Here is a 20,784-nt window from a genome sequence, read left to right as displayed (position 1 = left end):
CTCGCTTTGTCCATAGCCGAGCGGGAGGCCCGATGATTCCTCATGACGTTCATCTGCAAATCGGTTCGCTGCTGTTCGAGGCGGTCGATCAAATCGACCTGACGGGCCCGTTCGAGGTGCTGTCGCGGATCCCGAATTCGACCTATCGCGTCTACGCGAAGACCATGGCGCCGGTGCGCGATATCAAGGGGTTGCGCCTGACGCCTGACGCCACACTCGCTGAAGCGCCGCCGCTCGATGTGTTGCATGTGCCGGGCGGGTTCGGCCAGGAAGCGCTGATGGAGGATGCCGAGGTGGTCGACTGGATCCGGCGGCAGGCTGCCGGTGCATGCAGCATCTTTTCGGTATGTACCGGCGCGTTGCTGTGCGGAGCCGCCGGTTTGTTGAGGGGACGCAGGGCGACGACCCATTGGGCATCGTTTCATTTGTTGCCGTTTTTTGGTGCGATACCGGTCAACGAACGCGTAGTGGTGGATGGTAGCCATATCTTCGCCGCCGGAGTGACGGCAGGCATCGACGGCGCTCTGCGGCTTGCGGCCGAATTGCGCGGCGAGGATGCTGCGCGGGCGATCCAGCTCTACATGGCCTATGCGCCGGAGCCGCCCTTCGACAGCGGCACGCCTGAGACGGCGCCGCCGGCAATCCTTCAGCAGGCCCGGCAGGCGGTGCAGGCCATCACGGCGCAGCGAGAGGATACCGCGCGACGCATCGCTGCCAGGCTGGGTCTGGTCGAGGGATAGCCGAGCGACAGGCGCCTCGGACCACCGGCTAGTTCCCCGGCTGGAACGTGCAGTCGGCGCCGCCGCCGCCGTTCTGCTTGATCACCTTTGGATCGAGCGTGCAGGACAGCTTGGTCAGGCTCTCGTAGATCGTACCGGCCGCGCCGTCGGAGGGCACGCCGGCGAGCGCCTCGGTGGCGAAGATCTCGTTCGCCGCGCGGCCCTTCACGCTGCGCGTGCGAGGACCAAAGGTCAGCTCGCAGGAGCGCGAGGTGATGTCGACATTGCTGGCGCGGCAGACGATCTTGTCCGCGGTCACGGTGATTGTCTTCGCATGGGCAACCTTGCTGTCGCCGTCGAAGAGTGCGGCGACCGCCTTCTTCTCCGCAGCCGGCAAGCGGGAATAGGGCGCAACCACGCCGGCGAGCGCCAGCGCCACCGAGCCCGAGGCGGCCGAGCTTGCCGCCGATGCGGCGGAGACGGAGGCCAGCGACAATGCGCATGCGAGGATCGTCGGTCTTCCAAACTTCATCCTGGTCTCCTGTGACTAGTGCACTTTCCGCGACGCGGAACCCGCTACCATGGTTCATGCGCCGACATGGTGACGCCATTCACACGATCCGAAAACTTCACGTGCGACGGCGGCTGCGCGGATATCACAGACCGGCTCCGCGCCGATCGGCTTGCAGGATCGGTCCATTGGGGCCACAGTCGCAAGCTGCGGCAGCGATGCCGCCAACAATCAAAGACAAGAACAAAATCAGGGTTCGAGGAGCGCCATGGCGGCCACGCGCATCGACTGCGACATCCATCCCGCGGTGGGAGGAACGCGCACCACGCTGCTGCCCTATCTCGACGATCATTGGAAGGAACAGGTGGTCAGTCGCGCGATCGACGGGCTCGACCTCAACTCCTATCCGCCGTCGATGCCATTGAGCGGCCGCGCCGATTGGCGGTCAACGGATGGCCGCAAGCCCGGCAGCGACCTCGCCATGGTGCAGCGCGGCGCGTTCGACCAGCTTGGGGCCAGCCACGCGATCTGCAACGTCGTCTATGGCGCGCAGGCGGTGTTCGATCCCTATATGGCGGCCGGCTTCTGCAAGGCGATCAATGACTGGATCGCGGCCGAGTGGCTTACCAAGGACAAGCGGCTGCGCGCCTCGATCGTGGTGCCGATCCAGGCACCGGATCTCGCGGTCGAGGAGATCGAGCGCAGGGCAGGCGACCACCGCTTCGTGTCCGTGCTGGTGCTGTCGCAAGGCGAGACGCTGCTCGGGCGGCGGCACTACTGGCCGATCTATCGGGCCGCTGAGAAATACCAGCTACCGATCGCGATCCACGCCGGCAGCGCCTACCGCACCGCGCCGAGCTCGATCGGCTGGCCGTCCTACCGCTACGAATATTATCTGGCGGAAGCGCAGGCGTTCCAGGCGCAGACGCTGAGCCTGATCTATGAGGGGGTGTTCGGGAAGTTTCCGGGCCTGAAGGTCGTGCTGATGGAGTCGGGCGTGAGCTGGCTGCCGGCATTCATGTGGCGCGCCAACAAGACCTGGCGCGGCGTGCGGGTCGAGGTGCCCTGGGTCGAGCGCGAGCCGGCCTCGATCATCCGCGACCATTTCCGCGTCACCATGCAGCCGTTCGATGGCCCGCCCGATGCGACCGGTGTGGCCGACGTCATCGACCAGATCGGCTCCGACAAGATGTTCCTGTTCGCGTCCGATTATCCGCACTGGCAGTTTGACGGCGACGACCCGATCCCGCCGCATCTGCCCGCCAGCATCGTTGCGCGTATGTGCGAAGACAATCCGCTGGAAACCTTTCCGCGGCTGAAACTGAATGCGTGAGGCATTCCGATGTTTGAGCAAACTCGCGACCTATCGGCGCTGCCCACCTCTCCCTGCCCGGGGAGAGGTGACGGCCACACCGATTCAAGACAAAGGAGGATCGCATGAGTGACGTCATCGACCGCCCGATGCTCGAGGAAGAGAAGACCGCCGCAACACGGCTGAAGATCATCGATTGCGACATCCATCCGAGCATTCACGCGCACAGCGACCTCAACGAATTCCTGCCGAAGCGCTGGCAGCAGCATCTGAAGGAGTACGGCAGTCATCTGCGGACGCCCTATATCGGCACCACGCCCTATCCGCGCTCCTCGCCGCTGATCGCGCGCCGCGATGCGTGGCCGCCGACCGGTGGCGTGCCGGGCTCCGATCTCGATTTCATGCGCAAGCAGCATCTCGATCCGTTCGACGTCGAGTTCGGCATTTTGCAGGTGCTCGATCTCTTCATCTTCTCGCAGCAGAACCTGGAGTTCGGCGCCGCGATCCAGCGCGCCATCAACGACTGGCAGCTTGCCTTCTGGTCGCACCGCGATCCGCGGCTGAAGGCCTCGATCCTGGTCGGGCAGGACGGCGACGATCTCGGCATTGCCGAGATCGATCGCTGCGCCAAATCAGGCGAATACATCCAGATCAACGTCTCGCCGCGCGCCAACGAGCCGCTCGGCCGCCGCCGCTACTGGCCGATCTACGCCCGCGCGCAGGAGCTCGACCTGCCGCTCGGCATCCATGTCGGCGGCTATGGCGGGCACGCGCCGACCGGCGGCGGCTGGCCGTCCTACTACTGCGAGGAGCATCAATCGAACGCGCACACCGTGGCCTCGCAGCTCACGAGCCTCGTGCTCGAGGGCATCCCCGAGCGCTTCCCCAAGCTAAAGATCGTGTTCATCGAGGGCGGCTTCGGCTGGATCCCATCGGCGATGTGGCGGATGGATCAGCATTTCGAGCGCTTCCGCAGCGAAGTGCCGCATCTCAAGCGCCGGCCGAGCGAATACGTGAAGCAGCATTTCTGGTTCACGACGCAGCCGATCGACGAGCCCGATGAGGCAAAACACCTGCGTCAGTTGATCGAATGGGTCGGGATCGATCGCCTGTTGTTCTCGTCGGACTATCCGCATTGGGACTACGACGACGCGCGCTACGCCTTCAAGACGCCGCTGACGGAAGCCGAGCGGCGCAAGATCTTCAACAGCAACGCCCGCGCCGTTTACAAGTTCTAGTTTTTGACGCGTTTTCTTTACGCGAACCGGAATCCACTTCGCTTGAAAACGCTTTGAGGATCGAGATGGCCCGTCACATCGTCGCGCGCACCAGCGATATCCCCGCAGGCGGCAACAAGGTCTTCGGTCTCGAAGGCCGCGACATCGTCGTGTTCCACGTCAATGGCGAATTCTTCGCGCTGCTCAATCGCTGCCCGCATGAGGGCGCGCCGCTCCAGAAAGCGGCCTGCGTCGCGCGCCTGACCTCGCCTGAACCGGGTATCTACCAGCGCGACCGCATCGGCGAGATGTTGCGCTGCCCGTGGCATGGCTGGGAATTCGACATGCGCAACGGCCAGTCCTGGTTCGATCCGTCCCGCTTCAGAATCCGCTCCTATCCGGTGGCGGTCGAGAGCGGAGAGGAATTACAGAAGGGGCCGTACGTCGCCGAAACGTTTCCGGTGCACATCGAAGACAACTACGTCATCGTCGAAGTCTAAAGCGCGATGAATGTAGATTGAATCGGTTTTGGCCACGCGTTCGGTTCACCTCTCCCAAGGGAGAGCTGAACCACCGCCGCCGCTCCAGCTCAACCTAATCTCATCACGCTTTGGATCTTGAAGGTCTGGATCTTGCCGATCGCCATGCGCGATCAGCCCATGCTTCCCGGCATGAAGCAGCGTGCCTTCGGATGACCATTCAGGTAATAGGGCCAGACGATGGTATGACCGGCGCGGTTTGGTCCGTCTACGACGGCCTCATCGGGAACGTCCACCCATTCGCCGTCAATGCGCACGCGGTAGTGCCCGTCCTTGACGTCCCAATCGACATCGTCGAGGCGCTTCGCATCGCTGCCATCGCAGCACGGCCCTTTGCCGCTGTGCAGGCTTTCGTACCAGCCATTCAATTCGGGGTGCCGATGATCATGGGCGTGCGCCGGATGGATCGCGCACATCGGCACCGCAATGACTGCGGTGAACCCAGCCAATGTCGCACGCCAATAACCTCTCACCTCGTCTCCATCCCGGACGCGCTCTCCGTCACCATCGGAAACGGTGGCGAAGCGCCGAGGTTTCAATTCCATGATGTCGGCCAATCATCACGTTCGCGAGAGGCCCCCGACGGTGTTTGACGAGATTGCGCCGACCAACGGACAAGTCTGTGACGCTGTTCAGCCATTTCGAATCTGGCCCCTGCTGCATCACGGCAAGCAAGCGCGATTGCTACACGAAACAAATGTCGCTGAACTGACGAAGCTGCAGGACGCGCGGAGCGCATCGCGACTGCTATTTGATCGTCGCGCGCACGGTGATGATTGATGTGCCTGAAGCCGTCGGCCCCTGGCCCGTTGCCTTGATGGCAAACGTGTCGCTTCCCCTGTACTTGGCCTTCGGCTTGTATTCGAACGTCGATGCGTTGACCTTCTTCAGCTTGCCGTGTGCCGGCTTTTGCGAAATGGCCGAGGCCGTGATCGTGCCGCGAATCCCGATGGGAAACAGGCAACTTTCTCCCGATGTCACATCAATGTCACCGCTCGAATTTTCGCCCCAATTTGCCAGCGTGACCGACATCGAACATTCGGAAGGGGCCGGTGCCGAAGACACCGGCATGACGCTTGCGGCTTCGATGACGAGTGCGACCGCGGCAAGCTTCGGCAATCGTGTCGTCGACATCCTCATTCTCATGCAGAACTCGCTGAACATTGTGCGGCGGCAATTGGAGCTGGGTCATCGGCGGGCACGCCGCGCGAAATCTTGCAACGCGGATGCACGGGAGGCAAGAGCCCCGGACGCCGCGTCGGCCGTCAACCGTAACGCCATCGCAGACATTTCACATTCATGCGCGTTGGTCGAGGTGGCACCTTGTTGCCCTGACGGGGCGCCCCCATAGTCAGCAGCACCGCGATCTGATCGAGGTCTGGCGGGGCCATGGAGACGAGAGGAATGGGCAATGGGTGAGAACAGCAACGGTCAGGCAAGCGGCCAACAATCCGGGTTTGCGGGTGTCACACGCAAGATTCTCGAGCGCCTTGCATTGCCTGGCGACGATCGCGAGCTTGTCGTGGCCGAGGTGACCTATCCGCCCGGCGGCGTCGCTCCGCTTCACCGGCATCCCGTCGGAGGCGTGGTCTTCATCGTCGAAGGTGTCGCCGAGTCCGCCTATGGCAGCGATGCTCCGCGACAGTATCGCGCCGGCGAGACCTTGCAGGATCGTGCCGATCTTCCACACACGCATTTTCGCAATTGTGATCCGGAGCGCCCGCTGCGCTTTCTGACCATCTACGCGCTCGAGCCGGGGCGCTCCTACACCATGGAGCCATGAGGGCAGGGCCAGGCGCCCCAATGCATGATGGGATTAGCTTGATCTGAAATCGCGGCGGACGCCACCTCTCCCCGACAGTAGGGCAATTGCATTTGACAGAAAAACGCCCTGTGGCCATCCTTCGAGATGCCCGCCTTTGGCGGGCTCCCCAGGATGACGTTCCGTTTTGCGGCACACTAGTAGACCCTCATGGTGAGGAGCGCCGCTTGCGGCGCGTCTCGAACCACGAGGCCGAGGACGTGCGCAGCCGCCCAAGGCGGCATATGCGATAGCCCTGTCCTCGACAGGGAGAGGTCGACCGAAGCCGCTGCGAGTAGGCTCAACCCAAACTCATCCCGCTTTAGAAGCCGAACTCCACCGCGATTACTTCTTCGTCATCAGGCCGTCGATCATCGCGCGCGTCAACGTCGCGATCTCGCTGCGCAGCGCGTCGGTCGGCAGCGCGACCAGCTTCTGCTCCAGTCCGAGCGCGACCATGCCGTGCACAGCGGAGAACAGGCTGCGCGCGGTGACGCCGAGCTGCGCGGGCGAGCGGTGCGGCAAGAGCGCGGCGAGCGGCTTGTAGATGTGCCGGAACAAATCCATCTGCTCGGTCACAGCCCATTCCGGCACCGGCTTGCCGGGCTGCATGCGATGCTCGAACAGTGCACGCCACTGCTCGAGATTGTCGGCGGCGAAATCGCAATAGGCGACCGCGATCCGCACCAGCATCTCGCGCGGCGCCGCTCCGCCGCCGATCTCGGCGAGTGACAGCGAGGCATCGAGCCGCGCCAGGGTGCGCGAGCCGACCCGCAGGATCAGCTCGTCGACGTCCTCGACCAGATTGTAGACGCCGCCGTTGGCGACGCCGATCTCCTGCGCCAGCTCGCGTGTCTTCAGGCCGCCGAGACCCTTCGCCGCGATCGCGCGTTCCGCCGCCTCGATCAGGGCCTCGCGCAATTTGGCGCGTCTTTCCATGGCCTTGGACATGATCCACCGTTAATTACCGATATGAGCATTGCTCAAACATATCTTGAGCAATGTTCAAAGGATGATGCAAGTCCGTCATGAGCAATGCTCATAACAGGGAATGACCAAATTTCAAAACGGCTTCTACGCTCCGCGGCACAGTCGCCGAGCGGAAGAAAAACTTGAGGACGGGACCGCTCTCGTCATCCTCGACCAGCAGATGCGCGACGCTGCGGCGGGCCGTGGAGCGTTCGAAGCGAACCCTGGCGCTTGCGAATGCCGGCGGCCAACAAGAGGAGACGGCGGCTCGACACCACCTGCGCCCGCATCACCGATCTCGAGGCGCGCGACCGCGGCCCTCGAGTGTGCGGCAGGCTCGTGAACCGCATCGAAGGCGCCAAGGCCGAGCGCCTGTTGATGGAAGTCTCCAAGGCGGCCTGGGCAGCAAGCGGCGGGCGATCGTCATTCGTGCTTTCACGACCCCGGATTAGCCACGACGCCAACGTCGATCATCATTGCAAGCCAACGGGTCGCGCGGCGCGTGCCCAATGACAGGCTCCGCGAAGCAATCCATTGTCACCAAGCTTGCGACAAGATCGATTGCTCTGTCGCTTCAGTGCAAAATTGCACCAGCGCCACCGATGTGATCGTGCTCTCCCATATCCGCCCGACCTGATCGTGCTGGCGGTGCTGGTGCGGCGGCCGATCCCGCCACCGAGACCGCGCTGGCGCTGGTGCGGCGGCTGTTCGTGCTGACGCCCGAGGCCAAGTCACGCGCGAGATCCGTGATGGGATCGCCGGACCGCTCTGCGCAATGGCTAAAACCCGGCATCTTCGGGTGCCGATCGATCGACTGATGATCTGAGCTGCCTTGCGCCAGTTGCGCGACATCTCCGCTGTCAAAGCTTCATGCGATCGTGCTATGACGCGGCCCGCGAACCAACGACCGGTGTAGATTGATGTCGAAGCAGTCGATGCGTGAGGAGGCCGAACGCCTGATCCGCGAAACCATGGAAAAGCGGAACCTCGTCGTCAAGCAGGGCATGACCCGGATCGAAGCCGTCTGTGGCAAATGCGGCGCGCCGAACCGCGTGCAGGCGGAGAAGGGCCAATCCCGCGTCAAATTCGCCTGCAAGCAGTGCGGCCACAAGCAGGAAACATTGTAGGTTGCCGTCATTGCGAGTTCGGACCGGCGTGAAGTCGCCGACCCACTTTCTTCCTAGAGGGCGGACGAGATGCAGGGCTCGGACAAATCATGTTGCGAGAATGCGGATGCACATTCTCTCTCAGTCGTCATGGCCCGCCACCGGGTCGCGCGAACGCGCGCCCGATGACAGGCTCCGGCGGGCCATCCAGTACGCCGCGGCCTCTCGGTTCAACTATCGGCCTCTCTGGAATACTGGATCACCCGCATGCGCGGGTGATGACACCGCGCAAACGTGACCTGCCCCTGTCATTGCAGGAGCGTAGGGTGGGCAAAGCGAAGCGTGCCCACCTTTGCCGGCGTACTTCGTGAATGCGGATGCACATTCTCTCTCAGTCGTCATGGCCCGCCACCGGGTCGCGCGAACGCGCGCCCGATGACAGGCTCCGGCGGGCCATCCAGTACGCGGCGGCCTCTCGGTTCAAGCACCGGCGTCTCTGGGATACTGGATCACCCGCATGCGCGGGTGATGACACCGCGCAAACGTGAACTTGGAACTGCCCCTTTCATTGCGGGAGCGTACGATCGGCAAAGCGAAGCGTGCCCACCATTGCCGGCGTACTTCGTGAATGCGGATGCACATTCTCTCTCAGTTGTCATGGCCCGCGCAGGCGGGCCATCCAGTACGCCGCGGCCTCTCGGTTCAAGCACCGGCCTCTCTGGAATACTGGATCACCCGCATGCGCGGGTGATGACACCGCGCAAACGTGAACTTGGAACTGCCGCTGTCATTGCAGGAGCGTAGGAGCGTACGATCGGCAAAGCGAAGCGTGCCCACCATTGCCGGCGTACTCGTGAAGGTGGGCACGTTGTGCTTTGGCCACCCCACGCGAGGATCTACGAAACTGCCTACTTCCCCTTCACGAACGCCGCGAATGCATCCGCATAATCCGGATGCCAGCGCGACAGCGCCGGACGGTTCTCAACGATATCTCCGGCCGCCCACAGGATGCGGCGTTCGTCGAGCGCGCGCGGCACGTCGTTGTCGGGGCACAGGATGTAGAAATCGCCGGCCTCGAGCCGTTTGATCATGAAGTCGACGGTCTGCTCGGCGGTCCAGGCGCCGGCCGGCTTCTCGGCGCGGCCGCGCGCCGTCAATCCGGTGAACACGAAACCCGGAATCAGCAGATGCGCCGATATCTTGCAGCCATCGGTGTTGCGCAGCTCATGCTGCAGCGCCTCGGTGAACGCCTTCACCCCTGCCTTGGAGACGTTGTAGGCGGGATCGCCGGGCGGCGTGGTGATGCCTTGCTTGGAGCCGGTGTTGATGATCAGCCCCGGCTTGCCGCGTTTGATCATGTTGGGCGCAAACGCCTGCGTACCGTTGATCACGCCCCACAGATTGACGGCGAGGACGCGCTGCCATTGGTCTGATGGTCCGAACATCGCGCTGCCGGGCTGGATGCCGGCATTGTTCATCAGAATGTCGGTGCCGCCGAACCGCTTTGCCACGGCCGCCTCGAGGTTCGCGACCTCCTCGGCGCGGCTGACGTCGACTGCCGCCGTCATGATGCTCGATGTGCCGCCCGGCGCCGCAGATGACAGTTTTGCCGCAGCGTCTGCCAGCCGGTCGTCGCCGAGATCGGCGATGCACACCTTCACTCCGGCCTTCGCGAAGCGCAGCGCGGCCGCCAGCCCGATGCCGGAGGCGCCGCCGGTGATCACGGCAACATGATTGGACGATATCACGGGATGGGGCATCGGCGGTCTCCGGACACATATGTGGCTGACATTCGCAACGCTAGCATAACGCGCGCACGATATGCGCGGGCGCATGGGAGGTTTTCATTCGCTCCGCGCTCTTCAACGCCGGCTCGGCTTTACGGTTTCCCGCCTGCGCTGTAGAGTGCGGGATATAACGCTTCCAAACGACCTCAGCCGACATTGACAGGGAGTGCAAACATGGCTGTTTCGCAGGCTGTTCCGATCACGCGCCATCCATATGCCGATGGCTCCTACAAGAAGATGCTGATCGACGGCAAATGGGTCGATGCCGCCTCTGGCAAGAAATTCGAGACGCACAATCCGGCCACCGGCGAATTGCTCGCGACCGTCGCTGAGGGCGATGCGGAAGACATCAACCGTGCGGTGGCCGCCGCGCGCCGCGCTTTCGAAGGCCCCTGGAGCAAGGTCAAGCCGTATGAGCGGCAGAATCTGCTGCTCAAGCTCGCCGATCTCGTGGAGGCGAATTTCGAGGAATTGTCCCAGCTCGATACGCTCGACATGGGCGCGCCGATCAGCCGTACCCGCGGCAACAAGCTGCGCGCGCTTGGCATGCTGCGCTATTACGCGGGCCAGGCCACCGCGATCCATGGCGAGACGATCGAGAACTCGCTGCCCGGCGAGATCTTCTCCTACACGCTGAAGGAGCCGATCGGCGTGGTCGGCGCCATCATCCCGTGGAACGGGCCGTTGACCGCGACGATCTGGAAGATCGGTCCTGCGATCGCAACCGGCTGCACCGTGGTGCTAAAGCCGGCCGAGGAATCCCCGCTGACTTCGCTGCGCATCGCCGAGCTTTGCATGGAAGCCGGAATTCCGCCCGGCGTCGTCAACGTCGTGCCGGGCTATGGCGAGACCGCGGGCGCGGCGCTCGCATCGCACCTCGATGTCGACAAGGTTGCGTTCACCGGCTCGCACCTCACGGGCCAGTCGATCATCCGCGCCTCGGCCGGCAACCTCAAGCGCGTCTCGCTCGAGCTCGGCGGCAAGTCGCCGGACATCGTGTTCGCGGATGCCGATCTCGATGCGGCGGTGCCGGGCGCGGCGATGGCGGTGTTTGCCAATTCGGGGCAGATCTGCAGCGCCGGCACGCGGCTGTTCGTCGAGCAGAAGGTCTATGACGAATTCGTCGGCCGCGTCGCCGAGTTCGGCAAGAAGCTTCAGGTCGGCAATGGCCTCGATCCCAACACTCAGATCGGTCCGCTGGTGTCTCAGCAGCAGATGGAGCGCGTGTCCGGCTATCTCGAGATTGGCCAGAAGGAGGGCGCCAGGGCTGTCGCCGGTGGCGGGCGTCTCACCGAGGGCGCCCTGTCGAAGGGCTATTTCGTGCAGCCGACCGTGTTCGCCAATGTGCAGGACAACATGCGCATCGCGCAGGAGGAGATCTTCGGACCGGTCATCTCGGCGATCTCGTTCAAGGATCCGGAGGAGCTGATCAAGCGCGCCAATGCCACGACCTTCGGGCTCGGCTCGGGCGTGTGGACCACCAATGTCAGCAAGGCGCACCAGGTCGCGAAAGCGCTGCGCGCCGGCTCGGTCTGGGTCAATTGCTACCAGGCGATGGACCCCGCGGTGCCGTTCGGCGGCTACAAGATGAGCGGTTATGGCCGCGAGTCCGGCAAGCAGCACGTCGAGGAGTATCTCAACGTCAAGGCAGTCTGGATCAAGACGGGTTAGGCGGTGCTTCTTACCTCTCCCCGCTTGCGGCAGGGCCATCGCATATGCCGCGTTGGGCGGCTGCGCACGTCCTCGGCCTCGTGGTTCGAGACGCGCCGCAAGCGGCGCTCCTCACCATGAGGGTCTACTATTGTGCCCCAAAACAAGTCCTCATCCTGAGGAGCCCGCCAAAGGCGGGCGTCTCGAAGGATGGCCGCAGGCGCTCTTTTCCCAAATGCGATTGCCCTACCGCTTGCGGCGAGAGGTCGGATTACATCGACAGATGCAATCCGGGTGAGGGGCTCTGGTCTCAACGATCGGGGCGCTCGCGGAGGGAAGCCCGCCACGCCAATGACTGGATGATTTCGGAATATTAGAAGCATATCCCGGATTTGCCCGACGCGTCAAGTTGCATTGTCGAAGCCGCCGCCGGCTCCTTTGTATGGGGTTGTTTTCGATATTTTCACAACGCGCCCCTGCGACGGCCGCCGTTCTTGCGTCTATCGCCCCGCAGCCTTCTTCGGCTTGCCGATGTCGCTGCGCAGCGCCTCGAGGTCCTTGCGCACGGCGAGCGCCGCATCGCGTTCGATCTTCCGGTAGCGTGCCACCAGCGAGAGGCCGAATGGGGTGAGCATCGCGCCGCCGCCATTCTTGCCGCCGGTCTGCCGTTCCACCGCGGCTTGCCGGCAGATGCGGTTGATCTCGTCGACGAGATCCCAGGCACGCTTGTAGCTCATCTCCATGGCGCGGCCGGCGGCGGAGATCGAGCCGCACTCCCGGATGTTTTCCAAGAGCTGAATCTTGCCCGGCCCGATGCGGTCCTCGGCATCGAGGTCGATGCGAAGGCTGAGGGAGGGCAGCGATGTGGCGCTCGATTTCGGCATGGAGTGTCTGCTTTCTCGCCTTGGCAATCAGATTGCCACTAGTGGCATTTGCGAACAAGATGAACCCGTTACATAACGGAAAACCACACATTCGGGGCAGGCATGAATCCTCCGTCGCTGTTCTCTCCGCTCAAGATCGGTCCCTATCAGCTCAAGCACCGCGTCGTGATGGCGCCGCTGACGCGGATGCGGGCGGCAAAGCCGAGCCTCGCGCCGCGGCCGCTCAATGCAGAATATTACGCGCAGCGCGCCACGCCCGGCGGCTTGATCATCGCCGAGGCCTCGCCCGTGGCCGCGACCGGCTTCGGCAATCCCGGTGTCCCCGGCATCTACACCGAGGCGCAGATCGCGGGCTGGCGCAAGGTGGTGGACGCCGTCCATGCCAAGGGCGGGTTCATCTTCCTGCAGCTCTGGCACGTCGGCCGCGTCTCGCACTCCTCATACCAGCCTGATGGAGCGCTGCCCGTTGCGCCGTCGGCGGTGGCGATCGCCGCGCTCAAGACGATGACGGCCGATGGCAAGGTGGTCGAATACGAGACGCCGCGCGCACTCGAGACCCGCGAGATCCCGTTGATGGTCGAGGCCTATCGCCAGGCGGCCAAGAACGCGCTCGCCGCCGGCTTCGACGGCGTCGAGATCCACGGCGCCAACGGTTATCTGATCGAGCAGTTCCTGCAGTCGCGCAGCAACCTCCGCACCGATCAATATGGCGGCTCGATCGAGAACCGCGTGCGCTTCCTGCTCGAGGTGACGCAGGCCGCGATCGATGTCTGGGGCGCCGACCGCGTCGGCGTGCGGCTGTCGCCCTACGGCATCGCCAACGGCAGCGGCGAGGCCGATCCGATGCCGCTGTACAGCCACGCGATCAAGGCGCTGGACAAGCTCGGGCTCGCCTATCTGCATTTCATCGAGCCCCGCGCTTCCGGCACGGGGCGTGCGGAGGTCGACTGGCAGAACGTGCCGTCGGCGATGGTGCTGTATCGCCCGATGTGGAGCGGTGTGCTGATGACGGCCGGCAACTTCGTCGGCGAGAGCGCGCAGAGCGCGGTCGCCGAAGGCCATGCCGACGCAATCGCGTTCGGCCGCTACTTCATCTCCAATCCGGACCTGCCGCGCCGCTTGCAGCGTGGTTATCCGCTGACGCCCTACAACCGCGCCACGTTCTATGGCGGTGAGGAGAAGGGCTACACGGATTATCCCGTTCATGACGAGATGGCGCGGGCGTAGGGCCACACTGGTTGCAGTCATTGCGAGCGAAGCGAAGCAATCCATATATCTCCGTGTGCGGAGGGATGGATTGCTTCGTCGCTTCAGCGCAAAATTGCTTTGCAACTTTGTCGCGAGCCCTCGCAATGACGATGGGCAAACGGAGCGACCCGATGTTTCCGGAAGACGATGAGTTCCAGCCAGCGAAGAAACCGAAGCCGGTGGCGCTGGCAAAGCCTGCGGCGGGCCAGTGCCTGTGCGGCAAGGTGCGCTTCGAGATCGATGTGCCGGCGCGCTGGGCGTGGCATGACCATACGCAGGCCAGCCGCCGCGCGCATGGTGCGGCCTACGCGACCTATGTCGGAAGCTGGCGCAAGCGGTTCCGTATTACGCAAGGCGCAAGCGAGCTCTCGCACTATGAGGATCCCGCGACCAAGACCGCGCGCTCTTTCTGCGCCAATTGCGGCACGCCGATTATCTACGAGCGGGCGCGCGCTCCGCACATGGTCAACATCCCGCGCGCGCTGTTCTCGGGGCGCACCGGCCGCCAGCCGCTCTATCACATCGCGATCGAGGAACTGCAGGAATGGGCTTACACTGGCGAGCCGCTGGTGCCATTGAAAGGCTATCCCGGCGTGGTCTGGCAGCGCTCGAAAAAGAAGAAGCGTAGCGAGCGGGAAGGGATGTTCTGAAGCGCGTCCGAGCGAAGTCGACGTCGCCTCGCGTGAAGAGGCGCGCGCCTGTGGAATGCAGCCATGACCGGCCGCTCGATTGCTCCGGCCGCGCAAGTTTGGTCATCTCCTTGGATCCCGTCGGCCAACGCGCTGACAGGCCTGGAGGGAACATGAAGAATCGCATTACCGGCCGCTCGGCATTTTTGGCGCTGTTGAAGGACGAGGGCGTCACGCATCTGTTCGGCAATCCCGGCACCACCGAACTGCCGATCATGCACGCGCTGAAGGACCATCCTGATCTCACCTATGTGATGGCGATGCAGGAGAGCCTGGTGGTGGCGATGGCCGACGGCTTCAGCCGCGCCTCGGGCAAGCTCGTCGCTTGCAACGTCCATGTTGCGCCAGGCCTCGGCAACGCGATGGGCTCACTCTACAATGCGAGCTTCACCGGCACACCGCTGATCCTCACCGCCGGCCAGCAAGAGCAGGGCCATGGGCTGACCGAGCCGGTGCTTTATGGCCCGCTGGTGCAGATGGCGGCGCCGCTGGTCAAATGGGCGGTCGAGGTGACGCGTCTGGAAGACCTGCCGCGGATCGTGCGCCGCGCCGCCAAGATTGCAACCACGCCGCCGACCGGCCCGGTGTTCATCTCGCTGCCCGGCGACATCCTCAATTCCGAGGCCGGCATCGAACTCGGCCGCTCCACGCGCGTCGATATGCGCGTGCGACCGTCGGACGATTCGCTGAGGGCGCTCGTCGCGCGCATCCTGAAAGCGGAGCGGCCGGTGATCGTCGTCGGCGACGAGATCGTCAAGAGCGATGCGCTGCGCGAGGCCGCCGACCTTGCGGAGACGCTGGGTTGCCCGGCCTGGCAATCCTCGACGCCATACGGCGCGCATTTCCTCTCGGAAAGTCCGTGCTTCATGGGCGCGATCGCGCGGCTGCAGAAGGTCGCCCGCGACGTGCTGGCGCCCCACGATCTCCTGATCGCACTCGGCGGCGATCCCTTGCGGATGTCTGTCTTCAGCGAAGTCGAGCCGTTGCCGGATGGGCTATCGATCGTGCAGGTCGGTCTGGTCGACGGCGATCTCGCCAGGAACTATGGCGCCGAGATCGCGGTCAAGGCCGACGTCAGGGAGACGCTGCGCGCGCTGGTGCCGGCCCTGAAGCAGGGCGGCGGCAGCGCGCTGGAAGCGCGCGCCAAGCAGGGGCTCGCGGCGCTTGCGACCAAGAACTGGGCGGCAAAGCGCAAGGCCTTGGTCGAGCAGATCTCGAAGGCCAGCCACACCTCGCCGATCGATCCCGACTGGCTTGCGCTGCAAGTCGTCGAAGCGATGCCGGATAACGCGATCCTGGTTGACGAGGGCCTGACCTCATCGCGCCAGATCATCGGGCTGAGGCCGCATCGCGACCGCTACGGCTATCACGCGCTCGCCTCGGGCGGCATCGGCTGGGGCCTGCCGGCGGCGGTCGGCGTCAGCCTCGCCAATCCAGAGCGTCCGGTGGTCTGCTATTCCGGCGACGGCTCATCGATGTATTCGATCCAGTCGCTGTGGACCGCGGCCAACCACAAGCTGCCGCTGACCTTCGTCATCGTCAACAATGGCGGCTACCGCATCATCAAGCAGCGCCTGCTCGCCTTCCACGGCGACGATCACTACGTCGGCATGGATTTCATCGACCCACCGGTCGATTTCACCGGCGTCGCGCGCTCGCTCGGGCTCGAGGCGATCAAGGTGACTGATCCGCAGGAGCTGAAGGGCGCGATGAAGTCGGCGTTCAGCCGCCCGGGTGCGAAGCTGATCGAGGTGGTGGTGAGCAATGCGGTGAATTGAGCGTCAGCATGCTCAATCCCCGCGTCATCATTGCGAGGAGCCAATCGACGAAGCAATCCATCGTTCCCGCATGTGCGGAGCTGTGGATTGCTTCGCTCGCAATGACGGCGACAATCACTCCGCCGCCGCGCGCGGCTTGACCCGATACCGGCTCGCCGGGTGCGTGTTGTTCAACTTCGCGCGGCCCGCGCCGAACAGCTTCTCCCGCAGCGTGCCCTTGGCGTATTCGCGCTTGTAGCGGCCGCGCTTGGTCAGTTCCGGCACCAGCATGTCGGCGATATCCTCGAAATCGCCGGGCGAGATCGCGAACGCGACGTTGAGGCCGTCGACATCGGTCTCCTCGAACCATTGCTCGATCTTGTCGGCGACCTGGTCGGGCGAGCCGACCACGACGGGACCGGCGCCGCCGATGCCGACATGTTCGGCGACCTCGCGCACAGTCCAGACTCGATCCGGATCGGCGCGGGTGACATTGTCCATCGCGGAGCGGCCGGCGTCGTTCTGCACGTGTCGGACCTCCTGGTCGAGCGCATAGGTCGAGAAGTCGACACCGGTCCAGCCTGACATCAGTGCCAGCGCGCCCTCGTGGCTGATGTGGCTGCGATACTCGGCATATTTCGCCTTCGCCTCCGCTTCGGTAGGAGCGACCACGATGCACATCATCGAGAACATCAGGATCTCGGCGGGGTTGCGGCCTTTCGCGGCGGCAAGCTCGCGGATCGCCGACACCCGCGGGCCGATCACCTTGGATGACGGGCCCGACATGAAGACGCATTCGGCATGCTCGGCCGCGAATTGCCGGCCGCGCGGCGAGGTTCCGGCCTGGTACAGCACCGGCGTGCGCTGCGGCGACGGCTCCGAGAGATGGATCGCGTTGAGCCGGTAGTTCTTGCCCTCGTGATGCACGGGGTGCACCTTGTTTGGGTCGGTGAAGATGCCGCGCGCGACGTCGCGGATCGCGGCATCGTCTTCCCAACTGCCTTCCCAGAGCTTGTAGACCAGCTCCATATATTCGTCGGCGAGCTCATAGCGGTCGTCATGCGCGGTCTGCTTATCCTTGCCGGCGCCGCGCGCCGCGCTGTCCAGATAGCCAGTCACCACGTTCCAGCCCACTCGACCATTGGTCAGATGATCGAGCGTCGACATCCGCCGCGCGAACGGATAGGGCGGCTCGAAGGAGAGGTTAGAGGTGACGCCGAAGCCGAGATTCTCGGTCACCGCGGCCATCGCCGGGATCAACATCAACGGCTCGTTGGCCGGGGTCTGCGCCGCGTTGCGCAGCGCCGCATCCGGACCGTTGGCATAGACGTCGTAGACGCCGAGCACGTCGGCGAGGAACAGGCCATCGAACCGGCCGCGCTCCAGCGTCTTCGCCAGATCGATCCAGTAGGACAGCTTGTTGTAGTCCTTGGTGCGATCGCGCGGGTGGGTCCACAGCCCCGGCGACTGATGCGCCACGCAGTTCATGGCAAACGCGTTGAGCCGGATTTGTTTTGTCATCGTTGAAACCTGGGTCGTTTCGAGTCATGCCCGGTCGGAGGCCGGGTTTTCGGTCCGAACTTGTTGCGACTTCCCATGTTTTGGCAAGGCCCATTCGCAATCGCGGCACTTCCTCCCGCGTTCCGATCCCGATAGGTTGCCCGCATCCAGAGCATGATCCGGCATTGCGAGGCGATTTTGCGATGCGATCTCGCTGAGACCTGAGCGGACGAAGGAATAATCATGGCGACACGGGCCGACGCAATCGCAATCGCGCGAGAGCATTTTCAATCGGGACAGTTTTTGAAGGAACTGGACCGCAGGGTCGGCTACCAGACCGAGAGCCTGAATGCCGACAAGGCCGATGCCCTTCGCGCCTATCTGGTCGAGAACCTGCAACCAGCCTTCGCCGAGCTCGGTTTCAAGACCCGGCTGATCGAATCGCCGACCGGCCGCGGTCCATACCTGATCGCCCACTACCAGGAAGACGCAGCACGGCCGACCGTCTTGACCTACGGCCATGGCGACGTCGTCGACGGCATGGTCGGGGAGTGGTGCGACGGGCTCAATCCCTGGCAGATCACGGTCAAGGGCGAGCGCGCCTATGGCCGCGGCACCGCCGACAACAAGGGCCAGCATTCGATCAACATGGCCGCGCTGCGTGCCGTGCGGCAGGTCCGCGGCGGCAAGCTCGGCTTCAACGCGAAGTTCATCATCGAGACCGGCGAGGAGATCGGCTCGCCCGATCTGCGCGAGGTCTGCGAGGCGCATCGCGAGGAGCTGAAGGCTGACCTGTTCGTGGCCTCCGACGGGCCGCGGCTGTCGGCGGACCGGCCGACCATCTTCCTCGGCTGCCGCGGCGGCAACCGCATCCATCTCGATGTCAACCTGCGCGAGGGCGGCAATCATTCCGGCAACTGGGGCGGCGTGCTCGCCAACCCCGCCACGATCCTGGCGAATGCGATCGCGAGCCTGGTCGACGGCAAGGGTCGCATGAAGCTCGAGATCCTGAAGCCTCCGCCGATCTCCGATCGGGTCCGCGCCGCGCTCGCCGACGTGAAGATCGAGCCGACGGCGGACGAGCCGGTGCTGTCGCCCGATTGGGGCGAGGAGGGGTTGACGCCGGCGGAGCGGCTCTATGCGTGGAACACGCTCGAAGTGCTGGCGATGTCGTCGGGCAATATCGAGAAGCCGGCCAATGCGATTCCCGGCAAGGCCAGCGCCGTGCTGCAGCTCCGCTTCGTCGTCGGCACCCGATATCTCGAGGTGATCGACGCGGTCCGGGACCATCTGCACAAGAACGGCTTCCCGATGGTGGAGGTGTCAGGCGCGCAGCGCTTCGCCGCCTCGCGCACCGACATGGACAGCCCATGGATCGACTGGGCGGCGGATTCGATCCGCAAGACCACCGGCAAGCCACCCGCGGTGCTGCCGAACTTCGGCGGCTCGTTGCCGAACGACGTGTTCTCGGAAGGGCTCGGCCTGCCCACGATTTGGGTGCCGCATTCCTATCCGGGCTGCTCGCAGCACGCCCCCGACGAGCACATCCTGCTGCCGGTCACCGAAGAGGCGCTCACCATCATGGCTGGCCTGTTCTGGGATCTCGGCGAGACGCCGCGGAAGTGATGCACGCCATTGCGCAAAGCAAAGACTGGATGGCTCCCTCGCCCCGCTCTTGCGGGGAGAGGTGAAGAGAACACGTCGAGCTTGCAACTCGTCATTCAGTATTCCGCTGCGGCCGGCACATGGCTGGGCATAGCGATTTGTAAGCCTGAGATGGCCAAGGAAGGTAGATGACCCTAACAACGCCCCTCAATACCCAAATCGACGTTGCGGCGAAAAAGAACATCACCAAGCTGATCGTCGCGACCTCGGTCGGCAATGCGCTCGAATGGTACGACATCTCGGTCTATGCCTATTTCGCGGTTTACCTGTCGAAGGCATTCTTTCCGGCTAATGATCCGACCACCTCGCTGCTGCTGACCTTCGGCAGCTTCGGCCTGTCGTTCCTGGTCCGCCCGATCGGCGGCATCGTGCTCGGCGCCTATGCCGACCGTCACGGCCGCAAGGCCTCGCTGATGCTGTCGATCGTGCTGATGACGCTGGGCACGCTGGCGCTCGCGCTGATGCCGACTTACCAGACGATCGGTATCGTGGCGCCGGTCGCGGTGATCCTGGCGCGGCTGGTGCAAGGATTTTCCGCCGGCGGCGAGTTCGGCTCCTCGACCGCCTTCCTGGTCGAGCACATGCCGGAGCGGCGCGGCTTCGTTGCGAGCTGGCAGTTCGCAAGCCAGGGCGTCAGCGGCCTGTTGGGGGCGGGCTTCGGTGCGCTCCTGACCTCGCTGATGAGCCCGGAGGACCTGCACTCCTGGGGCTGGCGGCTGCCGTTCCTGTTCGGCGTCCTGATCGGGCCCGTCGGCATCTACATCCGCAACCATGTCGACGATGCGACCCCGCCGCCGGCGGCTCAGCTCAAGTCGCCGGTCAAGGAAGTGTTCGCGCGGCAGAAGCTCGCTACCATCCTCGCCATCGGCGCGCTCGCGGTCTCGACCGCGGTGAACTATCTGATCGTCTACATGCCGACCTATGTGGTGAAGACGCTCAACCTGGCGCCGTCGGTCGGCTTCATCGCCTCGTTTGCCGCGCAGACGGCTGTCGCGCTGTTGGCGCCGATCGCCGGCATGGTCTCCGACAGGATCGGACGGACCACGCACATGATCCTGTTCGCGCTGCTGCTGCTGATCTCGATCTTTCCCGCCTTCCTGCTGCTCACCGGCAGGCCGACCCCGGGAATCATCCTGCTCGGCGTGCTGTGGCTTGGTGTTCTCAAGTCGCTGTATTACGGGCCGCTCGCCGCGCTGATGTCGGAGCTGTTTCCGCCACAGACGCGCGCGACCGGCCTTGGCCTCAGCTACAATATCGGCGTCACCGTGTTCGGCGGCATGGGGCCGGCGATCATGACCTGGATGGGCGGCTTCGCGCTGATCGGCGAACTCGCGCCGGGCTATTATCTCACTGCCGTCTGCATCCTCAGCCTTTGTGCGCTGGTCACGATCCGCCGGATGCGGCTGGCCTAGCCGCATCCTTCAGATTTC

General features: G+C 64.1%; 19 protein-coding genes and 1 pseudogene. 14 read left to right on the top strand and 6 right to left on the bottom strand.

Annotation, left to right across the window (positions count from 1 at the left end):
* Positions 1–32 precede the first annotated feature (32 nt).
* Positions 33–740, top strand: a complete 708-nt coding sequence (locus tag P6U25_RS31030) for a DJ-1/PfpI family protein (RefSeq protein ID WP_407148547.1) — start codon at positions 33–35, stop codon at positions 738–740.
* Positions 741–768: 28 nt separating this feature from the next.
* On the opposite strand, the gene P6U25_RS31025 is transcribed toward P6U25_RS31030, so the two are convergent.
* Positions 769–1,251, bottom strand: coding sequence for a hypothetical protein (locus P6U25_RS31025; RefSeq protein WP_407148546.1), 483 nt, complete (start codon positions 1,249–1,251; stop codon positions 769–771).
* 247 nt (positions 1,252–1,498) lie between these two features.
* Between P6U25_RS31025 and P6U25_RS31020 the strand changes: the two genes are divergently transcribed.
* The 3 genes from P6U25_RS31020 to P6U25_RS31010 all read left to right on the top strand — a co-directional run bounded on the left by P6U25_RS31020 (position 1,499) and on the right by P6U25_RS31010 (position 4,259).
* Complete coding sequence (locus P6U25_RS31020; RefSeq protein WP_407148545.1) at positions 1,499–2,563, top strand: amidohydrolase family protein; 1,065 nt, start codon at positions 1,499–1,501, stop codon at positions 2,561–2,563.
* Between the two features lie 104 nt (positions 2,564–2,667).
* Positions 2,668–3,780, top strand: a complete 1,113-nt coding sequence (locus P6U25_RS31015) for an amidohydrolase family protein (protein WP_407148544.1) — start codon at positions 2,668–2,670, stop codon at positions 3,778–3,780.
* 65 nt (positions 3,781–3,845) lie between these two features.
* Entirely contained in the window at positions 3,846–4,259 is a 414-nt protein-coding gene (locus P6U25_RS31010) for a Rieske (2Fe-2S) protein (RefSeq protein ID WP_407148543.1), read from the top strand.
* A gap of 152 nt (positions 4,260–4,411) precedes the next feature.
* On the opposite strand, the gene P6U25_RS31005 is transcribed toward P6U25_RS31010, so the two are convergent.
* A complete protein-coding gene (locus P6U25_RS31005; protein ID WP_407148542.1) occupies positions 4,412–4,855 on the bottom strand; it encodes a hypothetical protein in 444 nt (147 codons plus the stop codon).
* A 194-nt stretch (positions 4,856–5,049) separates the two neighbouring features.
* On the opposite strand from P6U25_RS31005, the gene P6U25_RS31000 reads away from it, so the two are divergent.
* Both P6U25_RS31000 and P6U25_RS30995 read left to right on the top strand, forming a co-directional pair.
* Positions 5,050–5,649 carry a hypothetical protein gene (locus tag P6U25_RS31000; RefSeq protein ID WP_407148541.1) on the top strand — a complete coding sequence of 200 codons (600 nt, stop codon included), beginning with the start codon at positions 5,050–5,052 and terminating at the stop codon, positions 5,647–5,649.
* Positions 5,650–5,709: 60 nt separating this feature from the next.
* The gene (locus tag P6U25_RS30995; protein ID WP_407148540.1) at positions 5,710–6,081 is read left to right on the top strand and encodes a cupin domain-containing protein; all 372 of its coding nucleotides are present in this window, start codon (positions 5,710–5,712) and stop codon (positions 6,079–6,081) included.
* Positions 6,082–6,444: 363 nt separating this feature from the next.
* Here P6U25_RS30995 and P6U25_RS30990 read toward each other — a convergent pair whose 3' ends face one another.
* Positions 6,445–7,050 (bottom strand): TetR/AcrR family transcriptional regulator, encoded by a 606-nt coding sequence (locus P6U25_RS30990; protein WP_407148539.1) that lies wholly within the window; start codon positions 7,048–7,050, stop codon positions 6,445–6,447.
* Between the two features lie 110 nt (positions 7,051–7,160).
* Here P6U25_RS30990 and P6U25_RS30985 point away from each other — a divergent pair.
* Positions 7,161–7,377: pseudogene (locus P6U25_RS30985) on the top strand (PspA/IM30 family protein); the annotation flags it as partial.
* A 611-nt stretch (positions 7,378–7,988) separates the two neighbouring features.
* A complete protein-coding gene (locus P6U25_RS30980) occupies positions 7,989–8,195 on the top strand; it encodes a hypothetical protein (RefSeq protein ID WP_280975754.1) in 207 nt (68 codons plus the stop codon).
* 887 nt (positions 8,196–9,082) lie between these two features.
* Here the strand turns inward: P6U25_RS30980 and P6U25_RS30975 are convergent.
* Positions 9,083–9,934, bottom strand: a complete 852-nt coding sequence (locus P6U25_RS30975; protein ID WP_407148538.1) for an SDR family NAD(P)-dependent oxidoreductase — start codon at positions 9,932–9,934, stop codon at positions 9,083–9,085.
* A gap of 201 nt (positions 9,935–10,135) precedes the next feature.
* Between P6U25_RS30975 and P6U25_RS30970 the strand changes: the two genes are divergently transcribed.
* Positions 10,136–11,632 carry an aldehyde dehydrogenase family protein gene (locus tag P6U25_RS30970; RefSeq protein ID WP_407148537.1) on the top strand — a complete coding sequence of 499 codons (1,497 nt, stop codon included), beginning with the start codon at positions 10,136–10,138 and terminating at the stop codon, positions 11,630–11,632.
* A 479-nt stretch (positions 11,633–12,111) separates the two neighbouring features.
* On the opposite strand, the gene P6U25_RS30965 is transcribed toward P6U25_RS30970, so the two are convergent.
* The gene (locus tag P6U25_RS30965; RefSeq protein ID WP_407148536.1) at positions 12,112–12,495 is read right to left on the bottom strand and encodes a winged helix-turn-helix domain-containing protein; all 384 of its coding nucleotides are present in this window, start codon (positions 12,493–12,495) and stop codon (positions 12,112–12,114) included.
* 102 nt (positions 12,496–12,597) lie between these two features.
* Here P6U25_RS30965 and P6U25_RS30960 point away from each other — a divergent pair, with 102 nt between their 5' ends.
* From P6U25_RS30960 to P6U25_RS30950, 3 genes are all read left to right on the top strand, one after another.
* Positions 12,598–13,722, top strand: a complete 1,125-nt coding sequence (locus tag P6U25_RS30960) for an alkene reductase (RefSeq protein ID WP_407148535.1) — start codon at positions 12,598–12,600, stop codon at positions 13,720–13,722.
* Between the two features lie 152 nt (positions 13,723–13,874).
* A complete protein-coding gene (locus P6U25_RS30955) occupies positions 13,875–14,393 on the top strand; it encodes a GFA family protein (protein WP_407152663.1) in 519 nt (172 codons plus the stop codon).
* A 152-nt stretch (positions 14,394–14,545) separates the two neighbouring features.
* Positions 14,546–16,210: a thiamine pyrophosphate-binding protein gene (locus P6U25_RS30950; protein ID WP_407148534.1), complete on the top strand. Its 1,665-nt coding sequence runs from the start codon at positions 14,546–14,548 to the stop codon at positions 16,208–16,210.
* 114 nt (positions 16,211–16,324) lie between these two features.
* On the opposite strand, the gene P6U25_RS30945 is transcribed toward P6U25_RS30950, so the two are convergent.
* Complete coding sequence (locus P6U25_RS30945; RefSeq protein ID WP_407148533.1) at positions 16,325–17,710, bottom strand: LLM class flavin-dependent oxidoreductase; 1,386 nt, start codon at positions 17,708–17,710, stop codon at positions 16,325–16,327.
* A 222-nt stretch (positions 17,711–17,932) separates the two neighbouring features.
* Here P6U25_RS30945 and P6U25_RS30940 point away from each other — a divergent pair, with 222 nt between their 5' ends.
* Entirely contained in the window at positions 17,933–19,315 is a 1,383-nt protein-coding gene (locus tag P6U25_RS30940; RefSeq protein ID WP_407148532.1) for a M20 family metallopeptidase, read from the top strand.
* Positions 19,316–19,482: 167 nt separating this feature from the next.
* Positions 19,483–20,766: an MFS transporter gene (locus P6U25_RS30935; RefSeq protein ID WP_407148531.1), complete on the top strand. Its 1,284-nt coding sequence runs from the start codon at positions 19,483–19,485 to the stop codon at positions 20,764–20,766.
* Positions 20,767–20,784 lie beyond the last annotated feature (18 nt).

It is taken from the genome of Bradyrhizobium sp. ORS 86 (genome assembly GCF_045571475.1).
Lineage (GTDB): Bacteria > Pseudomonadota > Alphaproteobacteria > Rhizobiales > Xanthobacteraceae > Bradyrhizobium.
This window is presented reverse-complemented; position numbering and strand designations above follow the sequence as displayed.